This is a genomic window from Pseudacidovorax sp. NFM-22, assembly GCF_021401245.1.
GTDB lineage: Bacteria > Pseudomonadota > Gammaproteobacteria > Burkholderiales > Burkholderiaceae_C > Xenophilus.
On the sequence record NZ_JACBFY010000009.1, the window covers coordinates 1 to 23,757 of the forward strand.

Sequence of the window (23,757 nt, forward strand, 5' to 3'; positions counted from 1 at the left end):
CGCCACGCTCGACACGGCCGGTCACCACGGTGCCGCGACCCGAGATCGAGAAGACGTCTTCCACGGGCATCAGGAAGGTGCCGTCCACGGCGCGCTCGGGCGTCGGGATGTAGGTGTCCAGAGCGTCGGCCAGCTTCATGATGGCCTCTTCGCCCAGCTTGCCCTTGTCGCCTTCCAGGGCCAGCTTGGCGCTGCCGTGGATGATGGGGGTGTCGTCGCCGGGGAAGTCGTACTTGTCCAGCAGTTCGCGCACTTCCATCTCGACGAGCTCGAGCAGCTCGGCGTCGTCGACCATGTCGCACTTGTTCAGGAAGACGATGATGTAGGGCACGCCCACCTGGCGGGCCAGCAGGATGTGCTCGCGGGTCTGGGGCATCGGGCCGTCGGCGGCCGAGCACACCAGGATGGCGCCGTCCATCTGGGCGGCACCGGTGATCATGTTCTTGACGTAGTCGGCGTGGCCGGGGCAGTCAACGTGCGCGTAGTGGCGGTTGGCCGTCTCGTACTCGACGTGGGCGGTGTTGATCGTGATGCCACGGGCCTTTTCTTCGGGCGCCGCGTCGATTTCGTCGTACTTCTTGGCTTCGCCGCCAAACTTGGCCGACAGCACCGTGGCGATGGCCGCCGTCAGGGTCGTCTTGCCATGGTCCACGTGACCGATGGTGCCCACGTTGACGTGGGGCTTCGTACGTTCGAACTTACCTTTTGCCATTTCTCAACTCCAAAAAGAGCAATGCCCGTGTGGTGGTTTTACGTCTGCACCGCATTGCTTGATCCTTCGCCACGGGCAACGAGGGGCATGCGGTCGCAGACAGATGAGGCGCCCTGGCCAGCCCATGGTCTCGGTTGCTCGAGGGGCCGTGGAGCAGGCCATACCGGCTGCACTCGCGGAACTGGCTTTGCCAGGCCGCAGAGTGCGCCCCCCCCCGGAAGGGGGTTGCCGGCGCGGACGAGGTCCGCAGAGGCTGGGTGCGAACTTACTTCGCGCGAGCGGCGACGATGGCTTCGGACACGTTGCGCGGAGCTTCAGCGTAGTGCTTGAACTCCATCGTGTACGTGGCGCGGCCTTGCGACATCGAGCGCAGGGTGGTCGAGTAGCCGAACATTTCGGACAGCGGGACTTCGGCCTTGATGACCTTGCCGCCGCCAACCATGTCGTCCATGCCCTGCACCATGCCGCGACGGGACGACAGGTCGCCCATCACGTTGCCGGCGTAGTCTTCGGGCGTTTCGACTTCCACGGCCATCATCGGCTCGAGGATGACGGGGCTGGCCTTACGGGCTGCTTCCTTGAAGCCGAAGATGGCGGCCATCTTGAACGCCTGCTCGGACGAGTCCACGTCGTGGTACGAACCGAAGGTCAGCGCGACCTTGACGTCCACCACCGGGAAGCCAGCGAGCACGCCGGTGTTCAGCGCTTCGATCACGCCCTTTTCCACGGCCGGGATGTACTCGCGCGGCACCACGCCGCCCTTGATCTCGTCCATGAACTCGAAGCCCTTGCCGGCCTCGTTGGGCTCCAGGCGGAACACCACGTGACCGTACTGGCCCTTGCCGCCCGACTGGCGAACGAACTTGCCTTCGACGTCGGACACCGACTTGCGCACGGTTTCGCGGTAGGCCACCTGGGGCTTGCCCACGTTGGCTTCAACGCCGAACTCGCGCTTCATGCGGTCCACGATGATTTCGAGGTGCAGCTCGCCCATGCCGGAAATGATCGTCTGGCCGGACTCTTCGTCGGTACGCACGCGGAACGACGGATCTTCCGACGCCAGGCGTTGCAGCGCCAGGCCCATCTTTTCCTGATCGGCCTTGGTCTTGGGCTCCACGGCCTGCGAGATCACAGGCTCGGGGAACACCATGCGCTCCAGCGTCACGATGGAATCGGGGTCGCACAGGGTTTCGCCCGTGGTCACGTCCTTCAGGCCCACGCAGGCGGCGATGTCACCGGCGCGGATTTCTTCGACTTCCAGGCGCTCGTTGGCGTGCATCTGCACGATACGGCCGATGCGCTCCTTCTTGCCCTTGACGGGGTTGTAGACGGTGTCACCCTTGGAGAGCACACCCGAGTACACACGCACGAAGGTCAGCTGGCCGACGAAGGGGTCGGTCATCAGCTTGAACGCCAGGGCGGAGAACTTCTCGCTGTCGTCGGCCTTGCGGGTGGTTTCCTGCTCGTCATCGTCCGTGCCGGCGACCGGGGGAATGTCCACGGGCGACGGCAGGTAGTCGATCACGGCGTCCAGCATGCGCTGCACACCCTTGTTCTTGAACGCGGTGCCGCACAGCATCGGCTGGATTTCCGTCGCGATGGTGCGCTGGCGCAGGGCGAGCTTGATCTCGTCCTCGGAGAGGTCACCCTCTTCCAGGTACTTGTTCATCAGCTCTTCGTTAGCCTCGGCCGCAGCCTCGACCATCTTCTCGCGCCATTCCTTGGCGGAGGCGACGAGGTCGGCCGGGATGTCCTGGTACTCGAACTTCATGCCCTGGGAGGCTTCGTCCCAGAGGATGGCCTTCATCTTGAGCAGGTCGACCACGCCCTTGAAGTTGTCCTCGGCGCCGATCGGGATCACGACGGGCACGGGGTTCGCCTTCAGGCGCAGCTTCATCTGGTCGTAGACCTTGAAGAAGTTGGCGCCGGTACGGTCCATCTTGTTGACGAACGCGAGACGGGGCACCTTGTACTTGTTGGCCTGGCGCCAGACGGTTTCCGATTGGGGCTGCACCCCGCCCACGGCGCAGTACACCATGCATGCGCCGTCCAGCACGCGCATGGAACGCTCCACCTCGATGGTGAAGTCCACGTGGCCGGGGGTGTCGATGATGTTGAAGCGGTGTTCCGGATAGGACATGTCCATGCCCTTCCAGAAACAGGTGGTGGCGGCCGACGTGATCGTGATGCCGCGCTCCTGCTCCTGTTCCATCCAGTCCATGGTCGCCGCGCCATCGTGCACTTCGCCGATCTTGTGGTTCACGCCGGTGTAGAACAGGATGCGCTCGGTCGTGGTGGTCTTGCCGGCGTCGATGTGGGCCGAGATACCGATGTTGCGGTAGCGCTCGATGGGGGTCTTGCGTGCCATGAGAAAACTCCTTTAACGGCATAGAGCCCGCCCGCCGGTTGCGGCGGGTCGGGCTCCAAGCCTCTGAGATATGGGGACGAAAATCAGAAGCGGAAGTGGCTGAAGGCCTTGTTGGCCTCGGCCATGCGGTGCACTTCGTCGCGCTTCTTCATCGCACCGCCACGGCCTTCGGTGGCCTCGAGCAGCTCGTTGGCCAGGCGCATGGCCATCGACTTCTCGCCGCGCTTGCGGGCGGCTTCCTTGAGCCAGCGCATCGACAGGGCCAGGCGACGCACGGGACGCACTTCGACGGGCACCTGGTAGTTCGCGCCACCGACGCGGCGGGACTTCACTTCGACCATCGGCTTCACGTTGTTGATGGCCGTGGTGAAGATTTCGAGCGGATCCTTGCCGCTCTTCTTCTCGATGGTGTCGAGGGCACCGTAGATGATGCGCTCGGCCACCGCCTTCTTGCCGCCTTCCATGATCACGTTCATGAACTTCGACAGCTCGACATTGCCGAACTTGGGATCCGGCAGGATTTCACGTTTGGGGACTTCGCGACGACGTGGCATGTTTCAAACCTCTTTGCTTCAGTTGGCACCGCCTTCCGGCACTGCCGCGAGAGCCAGCAGGACTCTCACTTACTCGACCCGCACAGACCTCTGCGCTTGGGGTCACTACGTCCGGACGGCCCGCCAAGGCTGCCGAACACCGAATGATCCGGAGATCGGGAAGGCGGTCAGGCCTTCTTGGGACGCTTCGCGCCGTACTTGGAGCGGGATTGCTTGCGGTCCTTGACGCCTTGCAGGTCAAGCGAGCCGCGCACGATGTGATAACGCACACCGGGCAGATCCTTCACACGGCCGCCGCGCACGAGCACCACCGAGTGCTCCTGCAGGTTGTGGCCTTCGCCGCCGATGTAGGAAATGACTTCGAAACCGTTGGTCAGGCGCACCTTGGCGACCTTACGCAGTGCGGAGTTCGGCTTCTTGGGCGTCGTGGTGTAGACGCGGGTGCAGACACCGCGACGTTGCGGCGAGTTCTGCATGGCCGGGCTCTTCGACTTGGTCTTCTCGACCTCGCGACCCTGGCGCACCAGTTGGTTGATGGTTGGCATGGATAAATGGTCCCAAAAATCCCCTGAAGCCCCGTGACAGGCAACCCGGCTCGGCGAGCGGGTGGGGAAACGACAAAAACGTGAAACCCTTCGGAAAATTCCGAAAAGCCCTCGATTCTAGCGCGGCCCGCGAAGGCTGGCAACCTGCGGCCGCGGTCATCCTACCCGAGCCGGACGTTCAAACCCACATTAACAGGCACCTGGGCGCCCCGGCACCCCGGCACCCCGGCACCCCGGCACCCCGGCCCCCCGGCGCGCCGGGACGCCGGAACTCCGGCGGCCGGCGCTGCGTGCGAGGCGGGTTACTTGATCCAGAGGCGGATCGCATCCCAGGCCCGGCCCAGGACACCCGCCTGCTCGACGGGCTCCAGCGCCAGCAGCGGCACCTCGGTCACCGGCTGGTCCGCCAGGGAGATCTTCAGCCGGCCCACCACCTGGTTCTTCGTGAAGGGCGCGACCAGCGGATCCGGACGCACCACCTCGGTCTTGACCTTGTTCGCCGAGCCAGACGGCACGGCCACGACGATCGGCTCAGGACGGCCGAGCTTGAGCGTGTTTTCCTTGCCCTTCCAGACCGCCGGCGTGGCGACGGGCTGGCCGCCATCGAACAACTTGACGGCGTCATAGGCCGTGTAGCCCCAGTTCACCAGCTTCTGCGACTCGTTGGCACGGGCGTTCTCGCTGTTCGTGCCCAGCACGATGGACAGCAGCCGCCGGCCGCCCGCCAGGTTGGGGAAGTCACGCTTGGCCGTGACGATCATGCAATAGCCGGCGGCTTCGGTATGGCCGGTCTTCAGGCCATCCACCGACGGGTCGCGGAACAGCAGCAGATTTCGGTTGGTGTCATTGGAGGCCGGCGTGCCCGGGTAACGGTACTTCTTGATCGAGTAGTAGTGCAGGTACTCCGGGAAGTCCTTCATCAACCGCGTCGCCAGGATGCTCAGGTCGCGCGCGGTGGTGGTGTGGCCGGGCGCCGTCAGGCCTTCGGGGTTGCGATAGCCCGTGTTCTTCATGCCCAGGGCCTTGGCCTGCTCGTTCATGAGGCGCACGAAGTTCTCGGCCGAGCCGCCCACGCCCTCGGCGAGCGCCATGGTGGCATCGTTGCCCGACTGGACGATCATGCCCTTGATCAGGTCGTCCACCGGCACCTGCATCTTGGGATCGATGAACATGCGCGAGCCGGGCATCTTCCAGGCGCGCGTGCTCACCGGCAGCGTCTGGGTCAGGCTGATCTTCTTGGCCTTGAGGGCGTCGAAGACCAGGTAGGCCGTCATCAGTTTGGTGAGCGAGGCCGGCTCGACCGGCGAATCGATGTCCTTCTCGGCCAGGATCTGGTTGGCCGTCACGTCCAGCAGCAGATAGCTTTTGGCAGCGATTTCGGGCGGGATGGGAGCCTGGGCACCGGCCAGCGTGCTCACCGTGGCGGCCACGACGAGAACCAGCGATCGAAGAAAACGGATCATGCGTTGGAAATGGGAAGCGTCCGAAGACGAAGGAAACGAAGGGCGCGAAGGTGTGGGCGGTCGGTCCGGCAGGCAATGTCGCCGCACCAGGGCGCATCACGGCCGTCGCCGACGACGGCCCTCGGCATGGAAACGGCCCGCCCGTCTTCATGACACGGTGCAGGCCGATTGGTTCACATCTCAGTCTGCAGACGACAGATGCCGCACCACCAGCGACTTCAGCAGCGGCAATTGTCCGTGAAAGAAATGCCCGCCTCCGGGCACCACGGTGATCGGCAGCGCCTGCGGGCGCGCCCAGTCCATGACCGCAGCGAGCGGCACGGTGTCGTCCTGCTCGCCGTGCACGACCAGCGTGCGCTCGTGCAGCGCCACCGGCAGGGTCGCGACCTCGAAGCGCGACGCGGCGGTGCCGACAAGGACCAGTCGGCGGATGTCGCGCTCGCCGTCGAGCCGGGCCGTGGCCTGGCTGGCCACGAAGGCCCCGAAGGAGAAGCCAGCGATCGCGAGCCGCCCTTGCGGCGCCAGTTCCCGCACGACCTGCAGGAAGTCGTCGGTTTCGCCCCGCCCCTCGTCGTGCACGCCGGCACTGGCGCCCACGCCACGGAAGTTGAAGCGGATGGCCGTGTAGCCGCAGGCCACGAAGGCCCGGGCCAGGGTCTGGACCACCTTGTTGTCCATCGTCCCGCCGAAGAGCGGATGGGGGTGGGCGATCACGGCGACACCGGCGTCCGGGACGCCATCGGCACCGCGGTCGCGCAGCACCTCGATGGCGCCGGCGACGCCGGCAAGACTCAGTCGTTCAGTCTGTGCGTTCATGAGAGCAATCGTGTCCAGCCGGAGAGTGGCTCGCACGAGCCGGAAAGAGATCGGGCGGCCGAGCCTAAGGCGATTCAGCGCCCCACGTCGGGCGGCAGCACCAGGCGCTCCACCACCTCGCCGCGCTTGAGGTGGGATTCGACGATCTCGTCGATGTCGGCCTTGTCGACGAAGCTGTACCAGGTGCCCTCGGGATAGACCACCGCCACCGGGCCGCCCGCACAACGGTCGAGGCAACCGGCCTTGTTGACGCGGACCTTGCCCGGCCCGGACAGGCCCTCTTTCTTGACCCGCGATTTGCAGTGCTCGAAGGCCGACTGCGCGTCGTGCGGGGCGCAAGAGTCTTCGCCAGCCTTGCGCTCGTTCAGACAGAAAAAGATGTGGCGGGCGTAGTACTGCGGCATGGTCGGGCGATTCTAGGAGTGGCCTCGCCGGCTCAGGGCGTGGAGCGAATAGCCCATGGCGGCGAAAGGCCAGAGCCAGCCCAGCCACTGGGCCAGGCCATGGAAGCGGATGAATCGGCCCTGCTCCCAGGTGGCGAGAGTCTGGGCGAAGTAGGCGCTTTCCGGTGCCTGGTTGAGCAGGCTCAGGTGCAGGCCCAGCGCGAGCAGCATCAGCCCCATGGTCAGGCGCCGGCGCGCGGCGACCAGCCCCCCGGCCAGCAGAAGGGCGAGGCCGATGCCCACCTGGACAGGTGGACTCAGCCAGGCCCAGGCATGCTCCGGCCCATAGCTCAGCGCAGCGGAGAGCGCGCTGGCCCCCACGCCGGCCACCGCGACGATGGCGAGCATCAGCAACCGGGCCGGACGCGAACGCGTGATGGAAAACGCCAACAGGCAGGGCACGAGCAGCCCCAGCATGGCGCAGAGCATCTCCGCCGCAGGCACCAGCGGTTCGAGCTCGAATTCGCGCATGGGCAGCCAGTCGAGGAAGGGCGTGTCCACCAGCCAGTCGGCCACGGCCGCCTCCAGCCGCTCGAACACCTGCCCTAGCCCGAAGGGCACGGCGGCCGGAAAGAGCAGGGCGGCGGGCCACAGCGCCAGCAGCACCAGCGCCCCCCGGGCCTCGTCGATGAACCAGGCTTCGCGCAGCCGGCTCCACCGCTCCAGCAGGCCGAGCCTGACCAGCGCCGCAGCGATCAGCGCGCCCAGCAGCGCGCCCACGGCGTTCAAGCTCAGGTCCACGTTCGAGGGAATGCGCGAAGGCAGGTAGCTCTGCAGCGTCTCCATGACCAGCGACAGCAGCAGTCCGGCCACGAAGGCGCGGCCGGTGGCCGTCCAGCCGCCGGTGGCCACGCCACCGCGCAGCACAGCCGTGGCCACGAGAAAGCCGAAGGGCACGTAACCCGCGACGTTGATGCCGAGGTCGAAGCCGGTCCAGTACTTCGGCCAGGGCGCGCTCAGGAAGGCCCAGGGCGCGATGCCCTGGTCACGCCACTGGTCGAAGGGATAGAGGCTCGCATAGACGATCAGCGCCGCATAGGCCAACGCCAGCGGAAGTGCCGTCGTCTTGCGCGCTGCGGCCGTCACCGGGCCGGCCGCTCAGAAGGGCTTGACCACGGCCAGCACCACGATGGCCAGCAGCAGCAGCACCGGCAGTTCGTTGAACCAGCGGAACCAGCGGTGACCCAGGCGGTTGGTGTCGGCCTCGAAGCGGCGCAGCAGGCGCGCGCACACATGGTGGTAGCCGATGACCACCAGCACCAGCGCCAGCTTGGCATGCAGCCAACCGCCGCCGATGCCATAGCCCAGCCAAAGCCAGGCCCCGAAACCCAGCGCCGGCACTGCCAGCAAGGTGGTGAAGCGCAGCAGCTTGCGCGCCATCAGCAGCAGGCGCGCCCGTTCGGCCACCGAGGAGGCGGGCACCATCGCCAGGTTGACGAAGATACGCGGCAGGTAGAACAGGCCCGCAAACCAACTGGCCACGAAGACGATGTGAAAGGACTTCACCCAGAGCATCGGCGCAGTGTACGGAGCCCCGGCTTGACGGGGCCGCGGACAAAAAAAAGCCCGGCGTCTTTACGCCGGGCTGGGAAGCCCTTTTGCTGTCACACATCAAGGCACCCGCTCAGGGAGGAAAAGCGGGGAGCGGCAAGCCGCTCAACAGGGAATCTAACAAGATTGCCGGCCTTCTTCAACATTTGATCAAGTTTTTTTACCATCTGGTTGAGCAGTAAGAAAAAGAGCCTCATTCTGAAGCTCCCTGCCCGCCCCACCAGGACGGCGCAGGCCTGGGGCACAATTTTCGGATGACCCTCCACGCCCCCTACCCCGCCGGACGCCCGCGCCGTCTGCGCCGCGACGGCTTTTCCCGCAACCTGGTGCGTGAGAACGTGCTCACGGCGCACGACTTCATCTACCCCGTGTTCGTGCACGAGCAGACCGGACGCGCGCCGGTGCCTTCGATGCCGGGCGTGGAGCGCGTCTCGATCGACGAGCTGTTGCGCGTCGGCGAGGAGGCCCTCGAACTGGGGGTGCCGGTGCTGGACCTGTTCGGCGTGCCCGATCCCACGGCCAAGACCGCCGACGGCGCCATCGCCTGGGACGAGAACGGCATCATCCCGCGCGCCATCCGCGCGCTGAAGGCGCGCTTCCCCGAACTGGGCGTGATGACGGATCAGGCGCTGGACCCCTACACCACCCACGGCCAGGACGGGCTGATCGACGACAGCGGCTACATCCTCAACGACGAGACCATCGAGGCCCTGATCAAGCAGTCGCTCGCGCACGCAGCGGCGGGCGTGGACATCCTCTCGCCCAGCGACATGATGGACGGCCGCATCGGTGCCATCCGCTCGGCGCTGGAGGCCAACGGCTTCATCCACACGCGCATCATGGCCTACAGCGCCAAGTACGCCAGCGCCTTCTACGGCCCCTTCCGCAGTGCCGTCGGCAGCGCCGGCAACCTGGGCAAGGGCAACAAGTACACCTACCAGATGGACCCGGCCAACACCGACGAGGCCCTGCGCGAGGTGGCCATGGACATCGCCGAGGGCGCCGACATGGTGATGGTCAAGCCCGGCATGCCCTATCTGGACGTCGTGCGCCGGGTCAAGGAGACCTTCCGCGTGCCGACCTTCGCCTACCAGGTCAGCGGCGAGTACGCCATGCTCAAGGCCGCTGCCCAGAACGGCTGGCTGGACCACGACGCGGTGATGATGGAAAGCCTGCTGGCCTTCAGGCGCGCGGGCGCCGACGGCGTGCTGACCTATTTCGCCCTCGACGCCGCGCGGCTGCTGCGCGCGGCCTGAGGGCGTCGGCGGCAGCGCTGCAATGCGGGTCCTCGACATCAACAGCGTGCAGGCGCGCGAACTGCCGCCCTGTTCCGCGCACACGCTGCCCGAGCCGCCGGCGCCCGGGCACTTCTACTGGCTCTCGGTCACTCGGGCCGAGCTGCACGAGGGCCTGCCCCCCTTGCAGACCTGGCTGCAAGCCCTGACTGGCGTGCGGCTGGTCGACCTGCATGTGAGCGACCTGCTCAACGAGCACCTGCCTTCGCACTACGACGCGACGTCGGCCTACGACGTGCTGGTCCTGCGCCGGCTGGCCAGTGCCCCGCCGGGCGAAGCCACGCCCGAGACGGCGGCGCCGGCCCTGCGCAGCGGCCCACCGGTGCTGCGCCACATCGACACGCGGCCCGTCGGCTTCGTCGTCTTCGAGCGCCTGTTGCTGACCGTGCATCCCGAGGACGGCAGCGTGCGCGATGCCGTGGCCGAACGCCTGATGACGGCCGACGCCCAGCCGCTGGACGTGCGCGCGGTCTCCAGCCGCCTGCCCGCCAGCCCCGCCGACCTGATGCTGCGCGTCGCCAACCAGATCGTGGACGGCTACCTGGCCCTGCGCCGCGAACTCACGCGCCAGCTGGACCATTGGCAGGCCGAGCTGATCGATCCCAAGACGCGCTTCACCAACTGGGGCGCTCTGATGCAGGCGCGCCAGGGCCTGCATCACCTGGACGAGATCTGCGAAGACCAGCAGACGGCCGTGCAGGACTGGATCGACACGCTGGAGGCGCTCCCGGTGCCCGACGAGGCCGGCGCACGCCGCGACCACGAACTGCTGCTGGTGCGCAGCCGCGACGTGCTGGAACACATCGAGCGCGTCGTGCGCCATGTGCGCCGGCTGGAGCAGAACGCCGAACTGGCGGTGCAGCTGCACTTCAACGTCCAGAGCCACCGCACCAACGACATCATGCGGGTGCTCACCGTGCTGACCGCCGTCTTCCTGCCGCTGAACCTCATCGCCGGCATCTTCGGCATGAACTTCGAGTTCATCCCGCTGGTGCATGCGGCCGACGGCTTCTGGGTGGCGCTGGTGGCGATGGTGCTGATTGCCGCAGCGCTGGTGGTCGTGTTCTGGCGCAAGCGCTACCTGGCGCGCACCACGCACTGAACAAGGCAGCGCACCCCAACGCCGAAGGGCCGGACACGCTCATCGCGCATCCGGCCCTTCGGTGGAAGCAGCCTGCCGCGGGGGCGGCAAGCCTGTCTTGGGAGGTCTTAGAACTTGCTGGCGCCGGTGCTGCGGGCAGCGGCATCGACCGGGTTGGCCAGCGTCGAGACGACCTTGCTGTTGAAACGCGAACCGCTGCTCACGTTCTGGTCGGGCGCGTAGGCGGCGCGCACAGCTTCGGCCTGCACGGTGGCACGGGGTTGCGACACGGCCACGGTTTCGGCGCCGCGCGAGCCGCGCACCACGTTCTGGTTGGCGGCCTGGGCCGTCGCGACGGCCTGGGCCTGGACGTCGGTGCGGCTCAGGGCCGACACCGGGGCTTGCACGCCTTCGTAGGTTTCGGCCTGGGCGCCGGCGATGGCGGCGAAGGACAGTGCGGCGGCGGCGAGGATCTTCGATGCGTTCATGGTTCAACTCCTGACATTTGACGGAACGCGAACGAAGCTCCTGTTTTGGAAGCACTCACGCTTTGTGGCGCCTTGCTTTCGTCCGCCGGACCCGCAAATCGCTGAGCCCGTGGAACGAATTGTGTCGTTACGACTCCGTAGAAACCCGGCCTGTCGAGAACCACGCTGTTCGCGTATTTGAAACAATGATGGCCGCTTCTTCGTACCCACTCCGCACGCGCCATGGACAGCCTCGATCTCCTCCGCACCTTCCGCGAAGTCGCGATGCAGGGCAGCTTCTCCAAGGCGGCTAAGCGCCTGGGCCTGTCCAAGGCCACCGCCAGCAAGTACGTGGCGGAGCTGGAAACGCGCTTCGGCGTCCGCCTGCTCAACCGCTCCACCCGCTCGGTCAGCCTGACGGATGCCGGCTCGCTGCTGCTGGAGCGCAGCCAGCCGGTGATGGAGATGGTGGAACTCACCCAGGTCGAGTTGCAGGAACGGGCCAACCAGCCGCGCGGGCGGCTGCGCATCGCCGCCCCGGTTGGCATGGCCAGTGGCGACCTGCCGAACCTGCTGGCCGAGTTCCTGGGCTACTACCCCGACGTCAACATCTCGCTGCAGTTGACCAACCAGGTCGACCTGGCCGAGGAGGGCATCGACGTGGGGCTGCGCTTCGGGCCCATTGAGGACGAGAACCTGATCGTGCGCCGCCTGCTGTGCATGCAGATGGTGGTGTGCGCCTCGCCCGTGTACTGGCGCAAGCATGGCATGCCGAAGCGGCCCGAAGAGCTGGCTGAGCACACCGCGCTGACACTGGTGCGGCAAGGCATCGACCCGACCTGGCGATTCGAGGAACGGGGCCGCAAGATCGACGTGCCGGTCAAGAGCCGGATGGAGGCGTCCGAGGCGGGGCCACTCATCAATGTGGCCATGCGAGGGCTGGGGGTGATCTACGTGCCGGCCCTGGTGGTGCAGCCGCATCTGGACCACGGCGAGCTGGTGCCCGTGCTGGGGGAGTTCAGCCGCAAGGACATGTGGCTGTCCGCGGCCTACCTGCAGCGGCGCCACAACAGCGCGGCGCTGCGGGCGCTGCTCGACTTCCTCGAATCGCGCATCGGCCCCAAGAGCAATTACGCCAAACGGCAGGCGCAGTGCCAAGCCCTGCAGAAAGAGGCCGAGGGCAAGACCACCGACAAGACCGCCAGCCCGGCCGCCCCCGTCGCCTCTGCGGCCGCCTGACAGCGTCCGCCCCCAGGCAGCTGTGCACCGTCGGCGGAAGCGGCCTCGGATGGGCCGCTTCCGCGCGCGTCAGCCGACGTGCTTGGCGAAGAAGGCCAGCGTGCGTTCGCGCGCCAGCTTGGCCGAGGGCGCGTCGTAGGAGCCGCGCTGGTCGCAGTTGAAGCCGTGGTTGGCCTCGTAGATGTGCACTTCCACCTCAGGATGCGCCTTCTTGAAGGCTTCCACGGTCTCCAGCGGAATCCAGTGGTCCTGCTTGCCGAAGTGGGCCATGACGGGCACCTTGGGCTGGCGGGCCGATTCCTCGGGCGTGGTCATGCCGCCGCCGTAGTAGGGCACGGCGGCCGACAGGCCGGCCAGCTCGCTGGCGCCGCGCCAGGTCAGCAGGCCGCCCCAGCAGTAGCCCACCAGGCCGACCTTGCCGGCCCGGCCGGCGTATTCGATGGCGGCCTGGATGTCCTGCAGCACGCCGGGCGCGGGCAGCGCTTCGACGGCCGTCTTGAGCTCGAAGCCGGCCTTCATGTCCTCATCGGTATAGCCCAGCTCCACGCCCTGCTTGACGCGGTGGAAAGTGGCCGGCGCCACGGCCAGGTAGCCCTCGGCCGCGTAGCCGTCGGCCACCGAGCGGATGTGCGAGTTCACGCCGAAGATTTCCTGCACCACCACGACGGCGCCCTTGGGCGCGCCAGCGGGTTCGGCCACGTAGGCGGGGAAGGTGAAGCCATCCTTGGCGGTCAGGTCGATGAATTGGCCCATGGGGGTCAGCTCCTTTGGGTACAAACGGGGGGTTGGACACGTGCGGCCGGTCAGGCGTCAGGCCGCCGGCAGGTGCTGGCGGCGCACCGCCACCAGCGGCCGGGCGCGAGTTTCACCCGAATCCTCGAACCACGTCGTCAGAGAAGGAGTCGACCTTGGAAACCGGAGTGCTCTTGGTTACCGGCGCGAGCCGCGGCATCGGTGCCGCCGTCGCGCTCGAAGCGGGCCGCCGCGGCTGGGCGGTGGCGGTCAACTATGCGAGCCAGTCGCTGGCGGCCGACGAGGTGGTGCGCCGCATCCGCGAGGCGGGCGGCCGCGCCATGGCCGTGCGGGCCGATGTGGGCGACGAGGCCCAGATCGACGCCATGTTCCGCCAGGTCGACGCCAAGTTCGGCCGCTTGACGGGCCTGGTCAACAACGCCGGCGTGGTGGACGTTCAGGCCCGCGTCGACGAGATGCAGGGCGCGCGGCTGGAACGCATGTTCCGCATCAACGTGACCGGCAGCTTCCTGTGCGCGCGCGAGGCGGTGCGGCGAATGAGCACCCGTCATGGCGGCAGCGGCGGCGCCATCGTCAACCTGAGCAGCGCCGCGGCCCGCCTGGGCTCACCTGGTCTGTACGTGGACTACGCCGCGAGCAAGGCCGCCATCGACACGATGACGCTGGGCCTGGCGCGCGAGGTGGCGGCCGAAGGCATCCGGGTCAATGCGGTGCGGCCCGGGCTGATCGACACCGACATCCACGCCTCGGGCGGCCTGCCCGACCGGGCCTTCCAGCTCGCCGGCACCGTGCCGATGCAGCGCGTGGGCACGGCCGACGAGATCGCCGCCGCGGTGCTGTGGCTGCTCTCTCCCGAGGCCAGCTACACCACCGGCGCGCTGCTGGACGTGACGGGCGGGCGCTGAGCGATGACCGGCATGGGCCACTCGATGGACCTGATCAAGCCGCTGATCACGCTGATGGCGATCGTGAATCCGCTGGCGATCGTGCCCTTCTTCATCCACTACACGCAGGGCTACAGCGACCGCATGCGCGAGCGCACCGCCCGCGTGGCGGCCTTCAGCGCCTTCGTGGTGATCGCGGTGAGCGCGCTGATCGGGCTGCAGCTGCTGTCCTTCTTCGGCATCTCCATCGCCAGCTTCCAGGTGGGTGGCGGCATGCTGCTGCTGATGAGCGCGCTGAACATGCTCAACGCGCAGCCGGCCGAGGCCAAGACCAGCCAGGAGGAGATCCGCGCGACCGAGGTGAAGGCGTCGCTGGGCGCCTCCATCGCCGTGGTGCCGCTGACCATTCCGCTGCTGACCGGCCCGGCCACCATGTCGACCATGGTGATCTATGCCGAGAAAGTGCAGCACTGGTGGCAGATGCTGGTGTTGGTGGGCTACGGCGCCGTCATCGCCCTGGCCACGCTGCTGGCGCTGCTGATGGCCGAGCCCATCGCCCGCGTGCTCGGCAAGACGGGCATCAACGTGATGACGCGGCTGATGGGCCTGATCCTGGCGGCGCTGGCCGTGGAGGTGATGGCCGACGGGTTGGGCAAGCTGTTCCCGGTGCTGGCCCGCGCCGTGCCCTGATCAGCGGCGGCTGTTGACCCAGCGGACCATGTCCGCGATCACCTCGTCGCTGCCCGAAGCCAGGGCCTTGGCGCCGCCGGCCGCATCGGCCGTGGCGGCCGGACGCTGAACCACGAAGACGCGCTGGCCCAGCACCCGCTCGCCGGTGGGCGACAGCGACAGCAGCGTGGCGCGCACCCGCACCAGCCCGCTGCTCGACGTGGGCGAGGCGAAGTAATGGCTGAACTCGTCGAGCGAGATGCGCAGCACCTCGCTGCTGCGGCCTTCGCGCGCCAGGTTGCCGGCTTCGAGCGTGCCGAGCACGGTGCGCTGCTCGGCGAGGGCATCACGCAGCCGTTGGCGGAAGAGCTGCAGCGGCGGCTGCGTCCAGCGCGCCGTGGCGTAGGGCCGCAGCGCCTGCGCGTCCTCGTAGCCCATCCGGTAGTTGAGGGCCGTGCCTTCCAGGCGCGAAGCGGACGTGTCCAGGTCGGCCAGGGTGATCGGTGGCAGCGCGGCCGTGGCTGCAGATGCCGTGGCAGCGGGAGCCAACGGGCCGGGGCCGAAGTCATAGCTGACGCTGCGGTGGGGCTTGTCGGGCAGCGCGCTGCAGGCGGTCAAGGCCAGCGCCGCGGCAGCGAGCAGTGCGCCGCAAGCGACGCTCGCGCGACGTGCGATCCCGGCGCCAGGGCCTTGTGGTTCGGAAGCGGAACTGCGGCGTGGCGCGACAGGCACCTCGCACAGGGAACGACGGTGGATCAGGCGGGACATGGAAACGCTCCTTCGCATCAGCGGCCGGCCGCCGCAGGCACCGGCGCCACGAAGCCGGGCTCGCCCGGACCGGGCGCCGGCACGCCCGTGCCATAGATCAGCGACTGCGGGCTGTCGGCAATGGTGTCGGCCACGCGGCCGAGGCGGCGAGCCGCCAGCGAGGTGTCGTCGGCCGCGCGATTCAGGCGCGGCAACGTGGTGGCATTGACCGACTCCAGCGTCTGCTGCAAGGCGGCCGTGCCGCTGCCCAGTCGGGCCAGCGCGCCGTCCTCGGCATTCAGGCGCTGCAGCGTGGCGTTGAGCGACTGCGCCGCCTGGCCGAAGTTCTGCGCGGTGCCGCGCACCGTCTGCGCCAGCGGCGGGATGGCGGCCAGCGCCGGATCGACCCGTGTGCGCAAGGTCTGGTCGAGCGTGCGGGTGAGGTCGTTGGCATGGGCCGTGACCTGCGCGATGTTCTCCAGCGCCTGCGCGATGCGCTGCTGGTTCTGGTCGCTGAGCAGCGCGTTGGCGCGGCGCGTGGCCTCTTCCACCTGGTTCAGGATCGCTTCGCCGCGGCCCTGCAGCTGCGAAAACATGGACGGGCGCAGCGGGATCTGCGGCGGGTCGTCGTTGTTGGGCAGCAGCGGCTCCTGCGATTCGCCCTTGTCGTCCAGCGCCACGAACGCCAGCCCCGTCACGCCCTGGTAGCTCAGGCTGGCGAAGGTGGACTTGGTGAGCGGCACCCGCTCGTCGATGGCCAGGCGCACCCGCACGTTGCCGCGCTTCTCGGGGTCGAAGTCGATGCTGGCCACCTTGCCGACCATGATGCCGCGGTAGCGCACCGCCGCCTGCGGCTGCAGGCCGCTGACCGCATCGCGCGTGCTCAGCTCGTAGGTGTTGCGCACCGTGCTGTCACGGGTGAACCAGAGCACCAGCGCCACCAGCAGGGCCAGCATGCCGAAGACGAAGGCACCGGCGGCCAGGGCATGGGACTTGTTTTCCATGGTGTTCCTCTTCCCGTTCAGGATGGCAGGGCGAGCGCGGCGCGATGGCCGCGTCCGCCCAGGAAGTACTCGCGGATGAAGGGATGGTCCACCGCCATCACCTCGCGCGCGCTGCCCAGGGCGATCACGCGATGGTCGGCCAGCACGGCGATGCGGGTGGACAGGTCGAACAGCGTGTCCAGGTCGTGGGTAACCATCACCACCGTCAGGCCCAGCTCGCGGTGCAGGCCGCGCAGCAGTTCGCAGAAGCTGTCGGACGCGGCGGGGTCCAGCCCGGCGGTGGGCTCGTCGAGCAGGAGCAGCGGCGGGTCCATGATGAGCGCCCGCGCCAGCGCTACGCGCTTGATCATGCCGCCCGACAGGTTGGCCGGCATCTTGTGCGCATGCTCGGGGCCCAGACCCACCATCTGCAGCTTGACCAGGGCGGCGTCGCGGATCAGCTCGTCGGGCAGCAGCTTGAGTTCGCGCAGCGGAAAGGCGATGTTCTCGAGCACGCTGAAGGCCGAGAACAGCGCGCCGTGCTGGAACAGCATGCCCACGGCCGCGGCGCCGCGCGCACTCAGCTCCGCGGGCGGCGCGCCCAATACCCGCACCGTGCCACGCGTGGGCGCCTGCAGGCCCAGGATCTGGCGCAGCAGCACCGTCTTGCCGGTACCCGAGCCGCCCACCAGCGAGAGGATCTCGCCGCGCCGGATGTCCAGGTCCAGGTCGCGGTGCACCACCTGCACCTGGCCGCGCCCGCGTGGGAATTCGGTCCACAGGCCGCGGATCTCGACCACGCTGTCGCGCTCATGCAGGCGGTCGATCATCGGAAGCCCACCCCGCGGAACAGCAGCGCGAAGAGCGCGTCGACCAGGATGACCATGGTGATCGCCGCCACCACCGAGGCGGTGGTGCGCCGGCCCAGGCTCTCGGTGTTGGGCTCAACCCGCAGGCCGTGGTGGCAGGCGATGAGCGCGATCATCACGCCGAACACGGCCGACTTGGCCAGCGCGATGTACAGGTTGACGAAGGGCACCGCCCGCGGCAGCTGCTGCATGAAGAACACGGGCGCGATGTCCAGTGCGGACCAGGCCGCGAACATGCCACCCGCCAGCGCCGAGAGCGAGGTCCACAGCGCCACCAGCGGCATCACCACGGCCAGGGCCAGCACCCGCGGCATGACCAGGCGGTAGCCCGGCGGGATGCCCATGACGCGCATGGCGTCCAGCTCCTCGGTCACGCGCATGACGCCGATCTGCGCCGTGATGGCCGAGCCGGAACGGCCCGCCACCAGCACCGCGGCCAGCACCGGGCCCAGTTCCCGCAGGATCGACAGCCCCAGGATGTTGACCACGAAGGACTCCGCGCCGTAGTTGCGCAACTGGTTCGACATCAGATAGGCCAGCACCACGCCGATCAGCAGGCCGACCAGCGCCGTGATCGGCAGCGCCGTGGCGCCGATGCGGTAGAGGTGCCCCGAGAAGTCGCGCCAGGGTCCGCGCTGGGGGGCGCGCACCAGCCGAAGCAGGTCCAGCGCCAGCTGTCCGACCAACAGCAGGGTCTGACGGCCCAGGCGCAGCAACGCCGGCCCCTGCGCCAGCACACGGGCCGGCCAGGTGGCCCAGCCCTGCGCGGCGGGCGGGGGCAGCGGCACGGTGTACTGCGCCACCTGGTCGAGCACGGCTTTCTGCGAATCGCTGAGCTGGAGCTGCGCCGGCCACTGGCGGCCCCAGTGGTTCCACAGGATCTGCGCGCCCACATGGTCGAGTTGCTCGATGCCGCGCAGGTCCCAGCCGCCCCCGGAGCCGGCCGCATCGTCCAGGCAGCGCTCCAGCGCCAGCCACTGCTCGCGCGAGGAGAAGGCCAGCACCGTCCACCGCCCCGTGGGCGCCCACGGACCATGCTCCTCGGCCTGGGCGCGGTCCACGCGTGGCCAGGCATCGTCGCTCGGAGGCTGGATAGAGGAGGAAGGCATTCGGTGGCGGTTTGCCCGGGCCATGGATGGACGGTCGGCGGGCAATCGGCGAATGCTACCCGCTGACCCGCCACTGACGCATGACCGCGCCGGGCCCGATCGGCGGTGAGGCGACTCCCACAAGCCCAGCAAGCACGATGCCCAGGCGCGCTGGCGACGTACGCCCCGCTCCGGCCGTTCAGCCGGCGGGACTCGGCGGCGCGAGCGGCACCGAAAAGCCATCCGCGAAGGCTTCCCGCAGCCAGGCGACGAAGGCCGCGACCGCACGCGGTACGTGCGGCGCGTAGGGGCGGATGGCGAACAGCTGCTCCGCGAAGGCGCCCACCGGCTGCCAGGCGGGCAGCACTTCCACGAGCCGGCCGCTGCGCAGGCCCTCCTGGGCGCTGAAGTCGGGCAGGAGCGCGATGCCCAGGCCCGCGGCGGCCGCGTCGCGCAGAGCCTCGCTGTTGTTGGCCGCGAACGGGCCGGCCACCGGCACCGTGATGCGCTCGGTGCCGGCCGCCGCCGGCCGGGGCAGGAAATGCCAGGCCGGCTGGTCCTGGCGCGGGTAGTAGAGGCAGTCATGGCCGGCCAGGTCAGCGGGCGCGACGGGTTCGCCGCGCCGGCGCAGGTAGGCGCGGCTGGCCACCAGCAGGCTTCGGGTGGGGCACAGGGGCCAGGCCACGTGCGTGTCGGGCGGCGCGGCGCTGTGGCGGATGGCGAGGTCGAAGCCCTCCATGGCCAGGGCGCTGAGGCGGTCGGACAGTTCCAGTTCGATGCGCACCTCGGGGTGCATGCGCAGGAAATCCGCCAGCCGCGGCACCAGCTGCTGCCGCGCCAGCGCCACGGGCGCCGTCACCCGCAGGCGGCCTCGCGGCACGCCGGCCAGGTCGCGCACGCCGGCAAAGCTCTGGGCGATGGCGTCGAAGGCGGTGCGCGTTTCTTCCACCAGCCGCTGGCCGGCCTCGGTCAGACGCACGCTGCGGGTGGTGCGCTGCACCAGGGGCACGCCGGCCTCGCGCTCCAGCTCGGCGATGCGCTGGCTCATGCCGGCCTTGCTCACGCCCAGGCGGCGGGCCGCGGCGGTGTAGCTGCCCTGCTCGGCGAGCACGGTGAGCCAGTGCACATGGGCCCAGAGGCCTTCGATCTTGGAATGATCCATCGCGCCATTGTTCGCCAGATTGAACAATCAGTTCAACCGTGGCGGCTAGGCGGCCGAGGGGGGCGGTCCTAGACTGCCCGCCATTCCAGCCCTCCACCGACGAGATTCCCGATGAAGAACAGCATTGCCGCCATCGACCACTACATCCACGGCCACGTCGTGGCCAACACCTCCGGCCGTACGCAGGACGTGTTCAACCCCGCCACGGGCGCCCTGACCGGCCGCACCGGCCTGGCCGACGTGGACCAGGTGAGCGCCGCCGTGGCCGCCGCGCAGGCCGCCTTTCCCAAGTGGGCCGATACGCCGCCGATCCGCCGCGCGCGGGTGATGTTCAAGTTCCTGGAGCTGCTGAACCAGCACCGCGACGAACTGGCCCACCTGATCACCGCCGAGCACGGCAAGGTGTTCACCGACGCGCAGGGCGAGGTCACGCGCGGCATCGACATCGTGGAATTCGCCTGCGGCATTCCGCAGCTGCTCAAGGGCGACTTCACCGAGCAGGTCTCCACCGGCATCGACAACTGGACCATCCGCCAGCCCCTGGGCGTGGTGGCGGGCATCACGCCCTTCAACTTCCCGGTGATGGTGCCGATGTGGATGTTCCCGGTGGCCATCGCCGCGGGCAACACCTTCGTGCTCAAGCCCAGCCCGACCGACCCGAGCCCCTCGCTGCGCATCGCCGAGCTGCTGAAGGAAGCAGGCCTGCCCGACGGCGTGTTCAACGTGGTGCAGGGCGACAAGGTGGCCGTGGACGCGCTGCTGACGCACCCCGACGTCAAGGCCGTGAGCTTCGTGGGCTCCACGCCCATCGCCAACTACATCTACGAGACCGGCGCCCGCCACGGCAAGCGCGTGCAGGCCCTGGGCGGCGCCAAGAACCATATGGTGGTGATGCCCGACGCCGACATCGACCAGGCCGTGGACGCGCTGATCGGCGCCGGCTACGGCTCGGCTGGCGAACGCTGCATGGCCATCAGCGTGGCGGTGCTGGTGGGCGACGTGGCCGACAAGCTGATCCCCAAGCTGGTCGAGCGCACGAAGACGCTCAAGGTGCTGGACGGTGAGAACCTCGACGCCGAAATGGGCCCCATCGTCACCAAGGCGGCGCACGAGCGCATCCGCGGCTACATCGACCTGGGCGAGCAGGAAGGTGCCAAGCTGCTGGTGGACGGCCGCGGCTTCGACGGCAAGCAGGCCGGAGAAGGCTGCGAAGGCGGCTTCTGGCTGGGCGGCACGCTGTTCGACCATGTCACGCCCGAGATGCGCATCTACAAGGAAGAGATCTTCGGCCCGGTGCTGGGCTGCGTGCGCGTGAAGGACCTGGCCGAGGCCGTCGACCTGATCAACGCCCACGAATTCGGCAACGGCGTGGCCTGCTTCACCCGCGACGGCAACGTGGCGCGCGAATTCGGCCGCCGCATCCAGGTGGGCATGGTCGGCATCAACGTGCCGATCCCGGTGCCCATGGCCTGGCAGGGCTTCGGCGGCTGGAAGCGCTCGCTCTTCGGCGACATGCATGCCTATGGCGAGGAAGGCGTGCGCTTCTACACCAAGCAGAAGTCGATCATGCAGCGCTGGCCCGAGAGCATCGGCAAGGGCGCCGAGTTCGTGATGCCCACGGCCAAGTAAGGCCCGCGGGAGGCGGTGCTACCATGGTGTTACCCGATTGAGATCGATTGGAGAACGCGATGGGCACCACCTCCTTGAAGCTGCCTGAGGACCTCAAGCAGACGATCCAGCACTTCGCCGAGCAGGACCAGGTTTCGGCGCACGCCTTCATGCTGCGGACCTTGCAGGATGAAGTGCGCCGGCGCCAGCAGCGCGCGGAGTTCCTGGCCGATGCCATGGCGGCCGCGGCGGAGATCGATGCCGGCGGGCCGGTGTATGACGCCGAGGATGTCCGCGCTTGGCTCAAGGCGCGCATCCGCGCCCGCTCGACGGGCGAGGCAGTGCCTGAGCCGGTTCCCGTGCGCGGCCGCGGCGCAAAGCCTGCGGTGTCGAAGGCCAAGTCGGCCGCATGACCCGCCTGACGTTCTCGCCGCGCGCCAGACGCGACCTGGATCGCCTCACCGAATTTCTGTCCCCCACCGACATCGAAGCCGCCGACGACACAGTGGATGTGATCGTCGACGCGCTGCTTGTGCTTGAGCACCAGCCACGAATCGGCCGCCCGGCACCGCACCGCTGTCGCGAATTGGTGATTCATCGTGGACGCTCGGGCTATGTGGCGCTTTACCGTATCAGCGCCGACGAGGCCTGGGCCGAGGTGCTGGCCATCCGCCATCAACGCGAATCCGGCTACCACCCGGGCGATCTGTAGCGCCCCACTCACCCCCTTTTTGCCACCCGCACAAGGCCCGCCAGAGGCCAAGGAGACAACCCGTGAGCGACACCACCTTCGACTACATCGTCATCGGCGCCGGCACCGCCGGCGCATTGATGGCCAACCGCCTGAGCGCCGACCGCGGCAAGCGCGTGCTGCTGCTGGAGGCCGGCCGCAAGGACGACTACCACTGGATCCACATCCCGGTGGGCTACCTCTACTGCATCGGCAACCCCCGCACCGACTGGCTCTACCAGACCGAGCCCGATGCGGGCCTGAACGGCCGCGTGCTGCGCTATCCGCGCGGCAAGACGCTGGGCGGCTGCTCCAGCATCAACGGCATGATCTACATGCGCGGCCAGGCGCGCGACTACGACGGCTGGGCGCAGCTCACCGGCGACGACGCCTGGCGCTGGGACAGCGTCCTGCCCGCCTTCAAGCGCCACGAGGACCACTACCTCGGCGACGCCGGCCAGCCCGGCGCGGATGACCCCGAATTCGCCCGCTTCCACGGCCACGGCGGCGAATGGCGGGTGGAGAAGCAGCGCCTGCGCTGGGACATCCTCGACGCCTTCGCGCAAGCCGCGCAGGAGGCTGGCATCCCGCACTCCACCGACTTCAACCGCGGCAGCAACGAAGGCGTGGGCTACTTCCAGGTCAACCAGAAGGCCGGCTGGCGCTGGAACACGGCCAAGGCCTTCCTGCGGCCCACCTGCTTCGGGCGGCCCAACTTCGAGCTGTGGACCGGCGCCCAGGTGGCCCGCCTGCTGATCGAGCCCACGCCCGAAGGCGGCCGGCGCTGCACGGGCGCGCGGGTGTGGAATGGCCGCGAGATGGTGGAGGTGCACGCCACGCGCGAGGTGATCCTGTGCGCCGGCGCCATCGGCTCGCCGCAGATCCTGCAGCTGTCGGGCATCGGCCCGGCCGAGCTGCTGCGCGCGCAGGGCATCGAGGTGCAGGCCGACCTGCCCGGCGTCGGCGCCAACCTGCAGGACCACCTGCAGATCCGCGCCGTGTTCAAGATCAACGGCGCGCCGACGCTGAACGTGCTCGCTTCCAGCCTGGTCGGCAAGGCGCGCATCGGCCTCGAATATGTGCTGCGTCGAAGCGGCCCCATGAGCATGGCGCCCTCGCAGCTGGGCGCCTTCACCCGCAGCACGCCCGACCGGCCCTGGCCCAACATCCAGTACCACGTGCAGCCGCTGTCGCTGGACGCCTTCGGCGATCCGCTGCACAGCTTTCCGGCCTTCACGGCCAGCGTGTGCAACCTCAACCCGACCAGCCGCGGCACGGTGCGGCTGAAGACGCCGCGCTTCGAGGATGCGCCGGCCATCGCGCCCAATTACCTCTCCACCGACGAGGACCGCCAGGTGGCGGCCGACTCGCTGCGCGTGACGCGCCGCATCGCGGCACAGCCGGCGCTGGCCCGCTACCAGCCGCAGGAATGGAAGCCGGGCCCGCAGTACGAGAGCGACGAGGACCTGGCCCGTCTGGCGGGCGACATCGCGACGACCATCTTCCACCCGGTGGGCACGGCGCGCATGGGTACGGACGGGGATGCACACGCGGTGCTGGATTCGCGGCTGCGCGTGCGGGATGGCCGGGGCGGCCTCATTGCGGGCCTGCGCGTGGTCGACGCGAGCGCGATGCCCACCATCACCAGTGGCAACACCAACAGCCCGACGCTGATGATTGCCGAGAAGGCCGCGGGCTGGGTGCGGGAAGCGGCGAAGGGCTGAAGGCGG

25 protein-coding genes are annotated in these 23,757 nt (G+C 68.5%); 9 read left to right on the forward strand and 16 right to left on the reverse strand.

The annotated features are described in order from the left end of the window. The 9 genes from L0984_RS25710 to L0984_RS25750 form a co-directional block, all read right to left on the reverse strand. Window positions 1–712, reverse strand: a 712-nt coding sequence (locus tag L0984_RS25710) for an elongation factor Tu (RefSeq protein ID WP_234197201.1), incomplete at its 3' end; no start/stop codon positions are given. Window positions 713–977: 265 nt separating this feature from the next. Next, the gene (gene fusA / locus L0984_RS25715; protein ID WP_234197202.1) at window positions 978–3,080 is read right to left on the reverse strand and encodes an elongation factor G; all 2,103 of its coding nucleotides are present in this window, start codon (window positions 3,078–3,080) and stop codon (window positions 978–980) included. Between the two features lie 83 nt (window positions 3,081–3,163). After that, the gene (gene rpsG / locus L0984_RS25720) at window positions 3,164–3,634 is read right to left on the reverse strand and encodes a 30S ribosomal protein S7 (RefSeq protein WP_017759705.1); all 471 of its coding nucleotides are present in this window, start codon (window positions 3,632–3,634) and stop codon (window positions 3,164–3,166) included. 167 nt (window positions 3,635–3,801) lie between these two features. Then, entirely contained in the window at window positions 3,802–4,179 is a 378-nt protein-coding gene (gene rpsL / locus L0984_RS25725; RefSeq protein ID WP_017759704.1) for a 30S ribosomal protein S12, read from the reverse strand. 302 nt (window positions 4,180–4,481) lie between these two features. Further along, window positions 4,482–5,642: a D-alanyl-D-alanine carboxypeptidase family protein gene (locus tag L0984_RS25730; protein WP_234197203.1), complete on the reverse strand. Its 1,161-nt coding sequence runs from the start codon at window positions 5,640–5,642 to the stop codon at window positions 4,482–4,484. A gap of 180 nt (window positions 5,643–5,822) precedes the next feature. Then, complete coding sequence (locus L0984_RS25735) at window positions 5,823–6,458, reverse strand: alpha/beta hydrolase (RefSeq protein WP_234197204.1); 636 nt, start codon at window positions 6,456–6,458, stop codon at window positions 5,823–5,825. Between the two features lie 74 nt (window positions 6,459–6,532). Then, window positions 6,533–6,862 carry a (2Fe-2S) ferredoxin domain-containing protein gene (locus L0984_RS25740; RefSeq protein ID WP_234197206.1) on the reverse strand — a complete coding sequence of 110 codons (330 nt, stop codon included), beginning with the start codon at window positions 6,860–6,862 and terminating at the stop codon, window positions 6,533–6,535. 12 nt (window positions 6,863–6,874) lie between these two features. After that, entirely contained in the window at window positions 6,875–7,987 is a 1,113-nt protein-coding gene (locus tag L0984_RS25745) for a VanZ family protein (RefSeq protein ID WP_234197207.1), read from the reverse strand. A gap of 12 nt (window positions 7,988–7,999) precedes the next feature. Further along, window positions 8,000–8,416, reverse strand: a complete 417-nt coding sequence (locus L0984_RS25750; protein ID WP_017759699.1) for a CopD family protein — start codon at window positions 8,414–8,416, stop codon at window positions 8,000–8,002. 290 nt (window positions 8,417–8,706) lie between these two features. Between L0984_RS25750 and hemB the strand changes: the two genes are divergently transcribed. Further along, window positions 8,707–9,708, forward strand: a complete 1,002-nt coding sequence (gene hemB / locus L0984_RS25755; RefSeq protein ID WP_234197208.1) for a porphobilinogen synthase — start codon at window positions 8,707–8,709, stop codon at window positions 9,706–9,708. 22 nt (window positions 9,709–9,730) lie between these two features. Continuing rightward, complete coding sequence (locus L0984_RS25760) at window positions 9,731–10,849, forward strand: magnesium transporter CorA family protein (RefSeq protein WP_234197209.1); 1,119 nt, start codon at window positions 9,731–9,733, stop codon at window positions 10,847–10,849. Between the two features lie 107 nt (window positions 10,850–10,956). On the opposite strand, the gene L0984_RS25765 is transcribed toward L0984_RS25760, so the two are convergent. Then, window positions 10,957–11,316 (reverse strand): DUF4148 domain-containing protein, encoded by a 360-nt coding sequence (locus tag L0984_RS25765; protein ID WP_234197210.1) that lies wholly within the window; start codon window positions 11,314–11,316, stop codon window positions 10,957–10,959. 222 nt (window positions 11,317–11,538) lie between these two features. On the opposite strand from L0984_RS25765, the gene L0984_RS25770 reads away from it, so the two are divergent. Further along, window positions 11,539–12,534, forward strand: a complete 996-nt coding sequence (locus tag L0984_RS25770) for a LysR family transcriptional regulator (protein ID WP_234197211.1) — start codon at window positions 11,539–11,541, stop codon at window positions 12,532–12,534. 69 nt (window positions 12,535–12,603) lie between these two features. Here the strand turns inward: L0984_RS25770 and L0984_RS25775 are convergent, their stop codons facing one another. Next, window positions 12,604–13,287, reverse strand: a complete 684-nt coding sequence (locus tag L0984_RS25775) for a dienelactone hydrolase family protein (protein ID WP_234197212.1) — start codon at window positions 13,285–13,287, stop codon at window positions 12,604–12,606. 155 nt (window positions 13,288–13,442) lie between these two features. On the opposite strand from L0984_RS25775, the gene L0984_RS25780 reads away from it, so the two are divergent. Continuing rightward, window positions 13,443–14,192, forward strand: coding sequence for an SDR family oxidoreductase (locus tag L0984_RS25780; protein WP_234197213.1), 750 nt, complete (start codon window positions 13,443–13,445; stop codon window positions 14,190–14,192). A gap of 12 nt (window positions 14,193–14,204) precedes the next feature. Further along, window positions 14,205–14,861, forward strand: coding sequence for a MarC family protein (locus L0984_RS25785; RefSeq protein WP_370646204.1), 657 nt, complete (start codon window positions 14,205–14,207; stop codon window positions 14,859–14,861). Here the strand turns inward: L0984_RS25785 and L0984_RS25790 are convergent, their stop codons facing one another. From L0984_RS25790 to L0984_RS25810, 5 genes are all read right to left on the reverse strand, one after another. Beyond that, window positions 14,862–15,458: an ABC-type transport auxiliary lipoprotein family protein gene (locus tag L0984_RS25790; protein WP_234197215.1), complete on the reverse strand. Its 597-nt coding sequence runs from the start codon at window positions 15,456–15,458 to the stop codon at window positions 14,862–14,864. A gap of 167 nt (window positions 15,459–15,625) precedes the next feature. Continuing rightward, a complete protein-coding gene (locus L0984_RS25795) occupies window positions 15,626–16,591 on the reverse strand; it encodes an MlaD family protein (protein ID WP_234197216.1) in 966 nt (321 codons plus the stop codon). 17 nt (window positions 16,592–16,608) lie between these two features. Then, a complete protein-coding gene (locus tag L0984_RS25800) occupies window positions 16,609–17,400 on the reverse strand; it encodes an ABC transporter ATP-binding protein (protein ID WP_234197217.1) in 792 nt (263 codons plus the stop codon). Next, entirely contained in the window at window positions 17,397–18,548 is a 1,152-nt protein-coding gene (locus L0984_RS25805) for an MlaE family ABC transporter permease (RefSeq protein WP_234197218.1), read from the reverse strand. Before L0984_RS25805 ends, L0984_RS25800 begins: the two co-directional genes overlap by 4 nt. Before the next feature lie 178 nt (window positions 18,549–18,726). Continuing rightward, the gene (locus L0984_RS25810) at window positions 18,727–19,689 is read right to left on the reverse strand and encodes a LysR family transcriptional regulator (protein ID WP_234197219.1); all 963 of its coding nucleotides are present in this window, start codon (window positions 19,687–19,689) and stop codon (window positions 18,727–18,729) included. Between the two features lie 111 nt (window positions 19,690–19,800). On the opposite strand from L0984_RS25810, the gene L0984_RS25815 reads away from it, so the two are divergent. The 4 genes from L0984_RS25815 (at window position 19,801) to L0984_RS25830 (ending at window position 23,751) form a co-directional block, all read left to right on the forward strand. Continuing rightward, complete coding sequence (locus L0984_RS25815) at window positions 19,801–21,318, forward strand: CoA-acylating methylmalonate-semialdehyde dehydrogenase (protein WP_234197221.1); 1,518 nt, start codon at window positions 19,801–19,803, stop codon at window positions 21,316–21,318. A gap of 59 nt (window positions 21,319–21,377) precedes the next feature. After that, the gene (locus L0984_RS25820) at window positions 21,378–21,710 is read left to right on the forward strand and encodes a hypothetical protein (protein ID WP_234197222.1); all 333 of its coding nucleotides are present in this window, start codon (window positions 21,378–21,380) and stop codon (window positions 21,708–21,710) included. Further along, window positions 21,707–22,009 carry a type II toxin-antitoxin system RelE/ParE family toxin gene (locus tag L0984_RS25825; RefSeq protein WP_234197223.1) on the forward strand — a complete coding sequence of 101 codons (303 nt, stop codon included), beginning with the start codon at window positions 21,707–21,709 and terminating at the stop codon, window positions 22,007–22,009. The genes L0984_RS25820 and L0984_RS25825 overlap by 4 nt, the downstream gene beginning before the upstream one ends. 62 nt (window positions 22,010–22,071) lie before the next feature. Beyond that, window positions 22,072–23,751: a GMC family oxidoreductase gene (locus L0984_RS25830; protein ID WP_234197224.1), complete on the forward strand. Its 1,680-nt coding sequence runs from the start codon at window positions 22,072–22,074 to the stop codon at window positions 23,749–23,751. The last annotated feature ends 6 nt before the right edge of the window (window positions 23,752–23,757 follow it).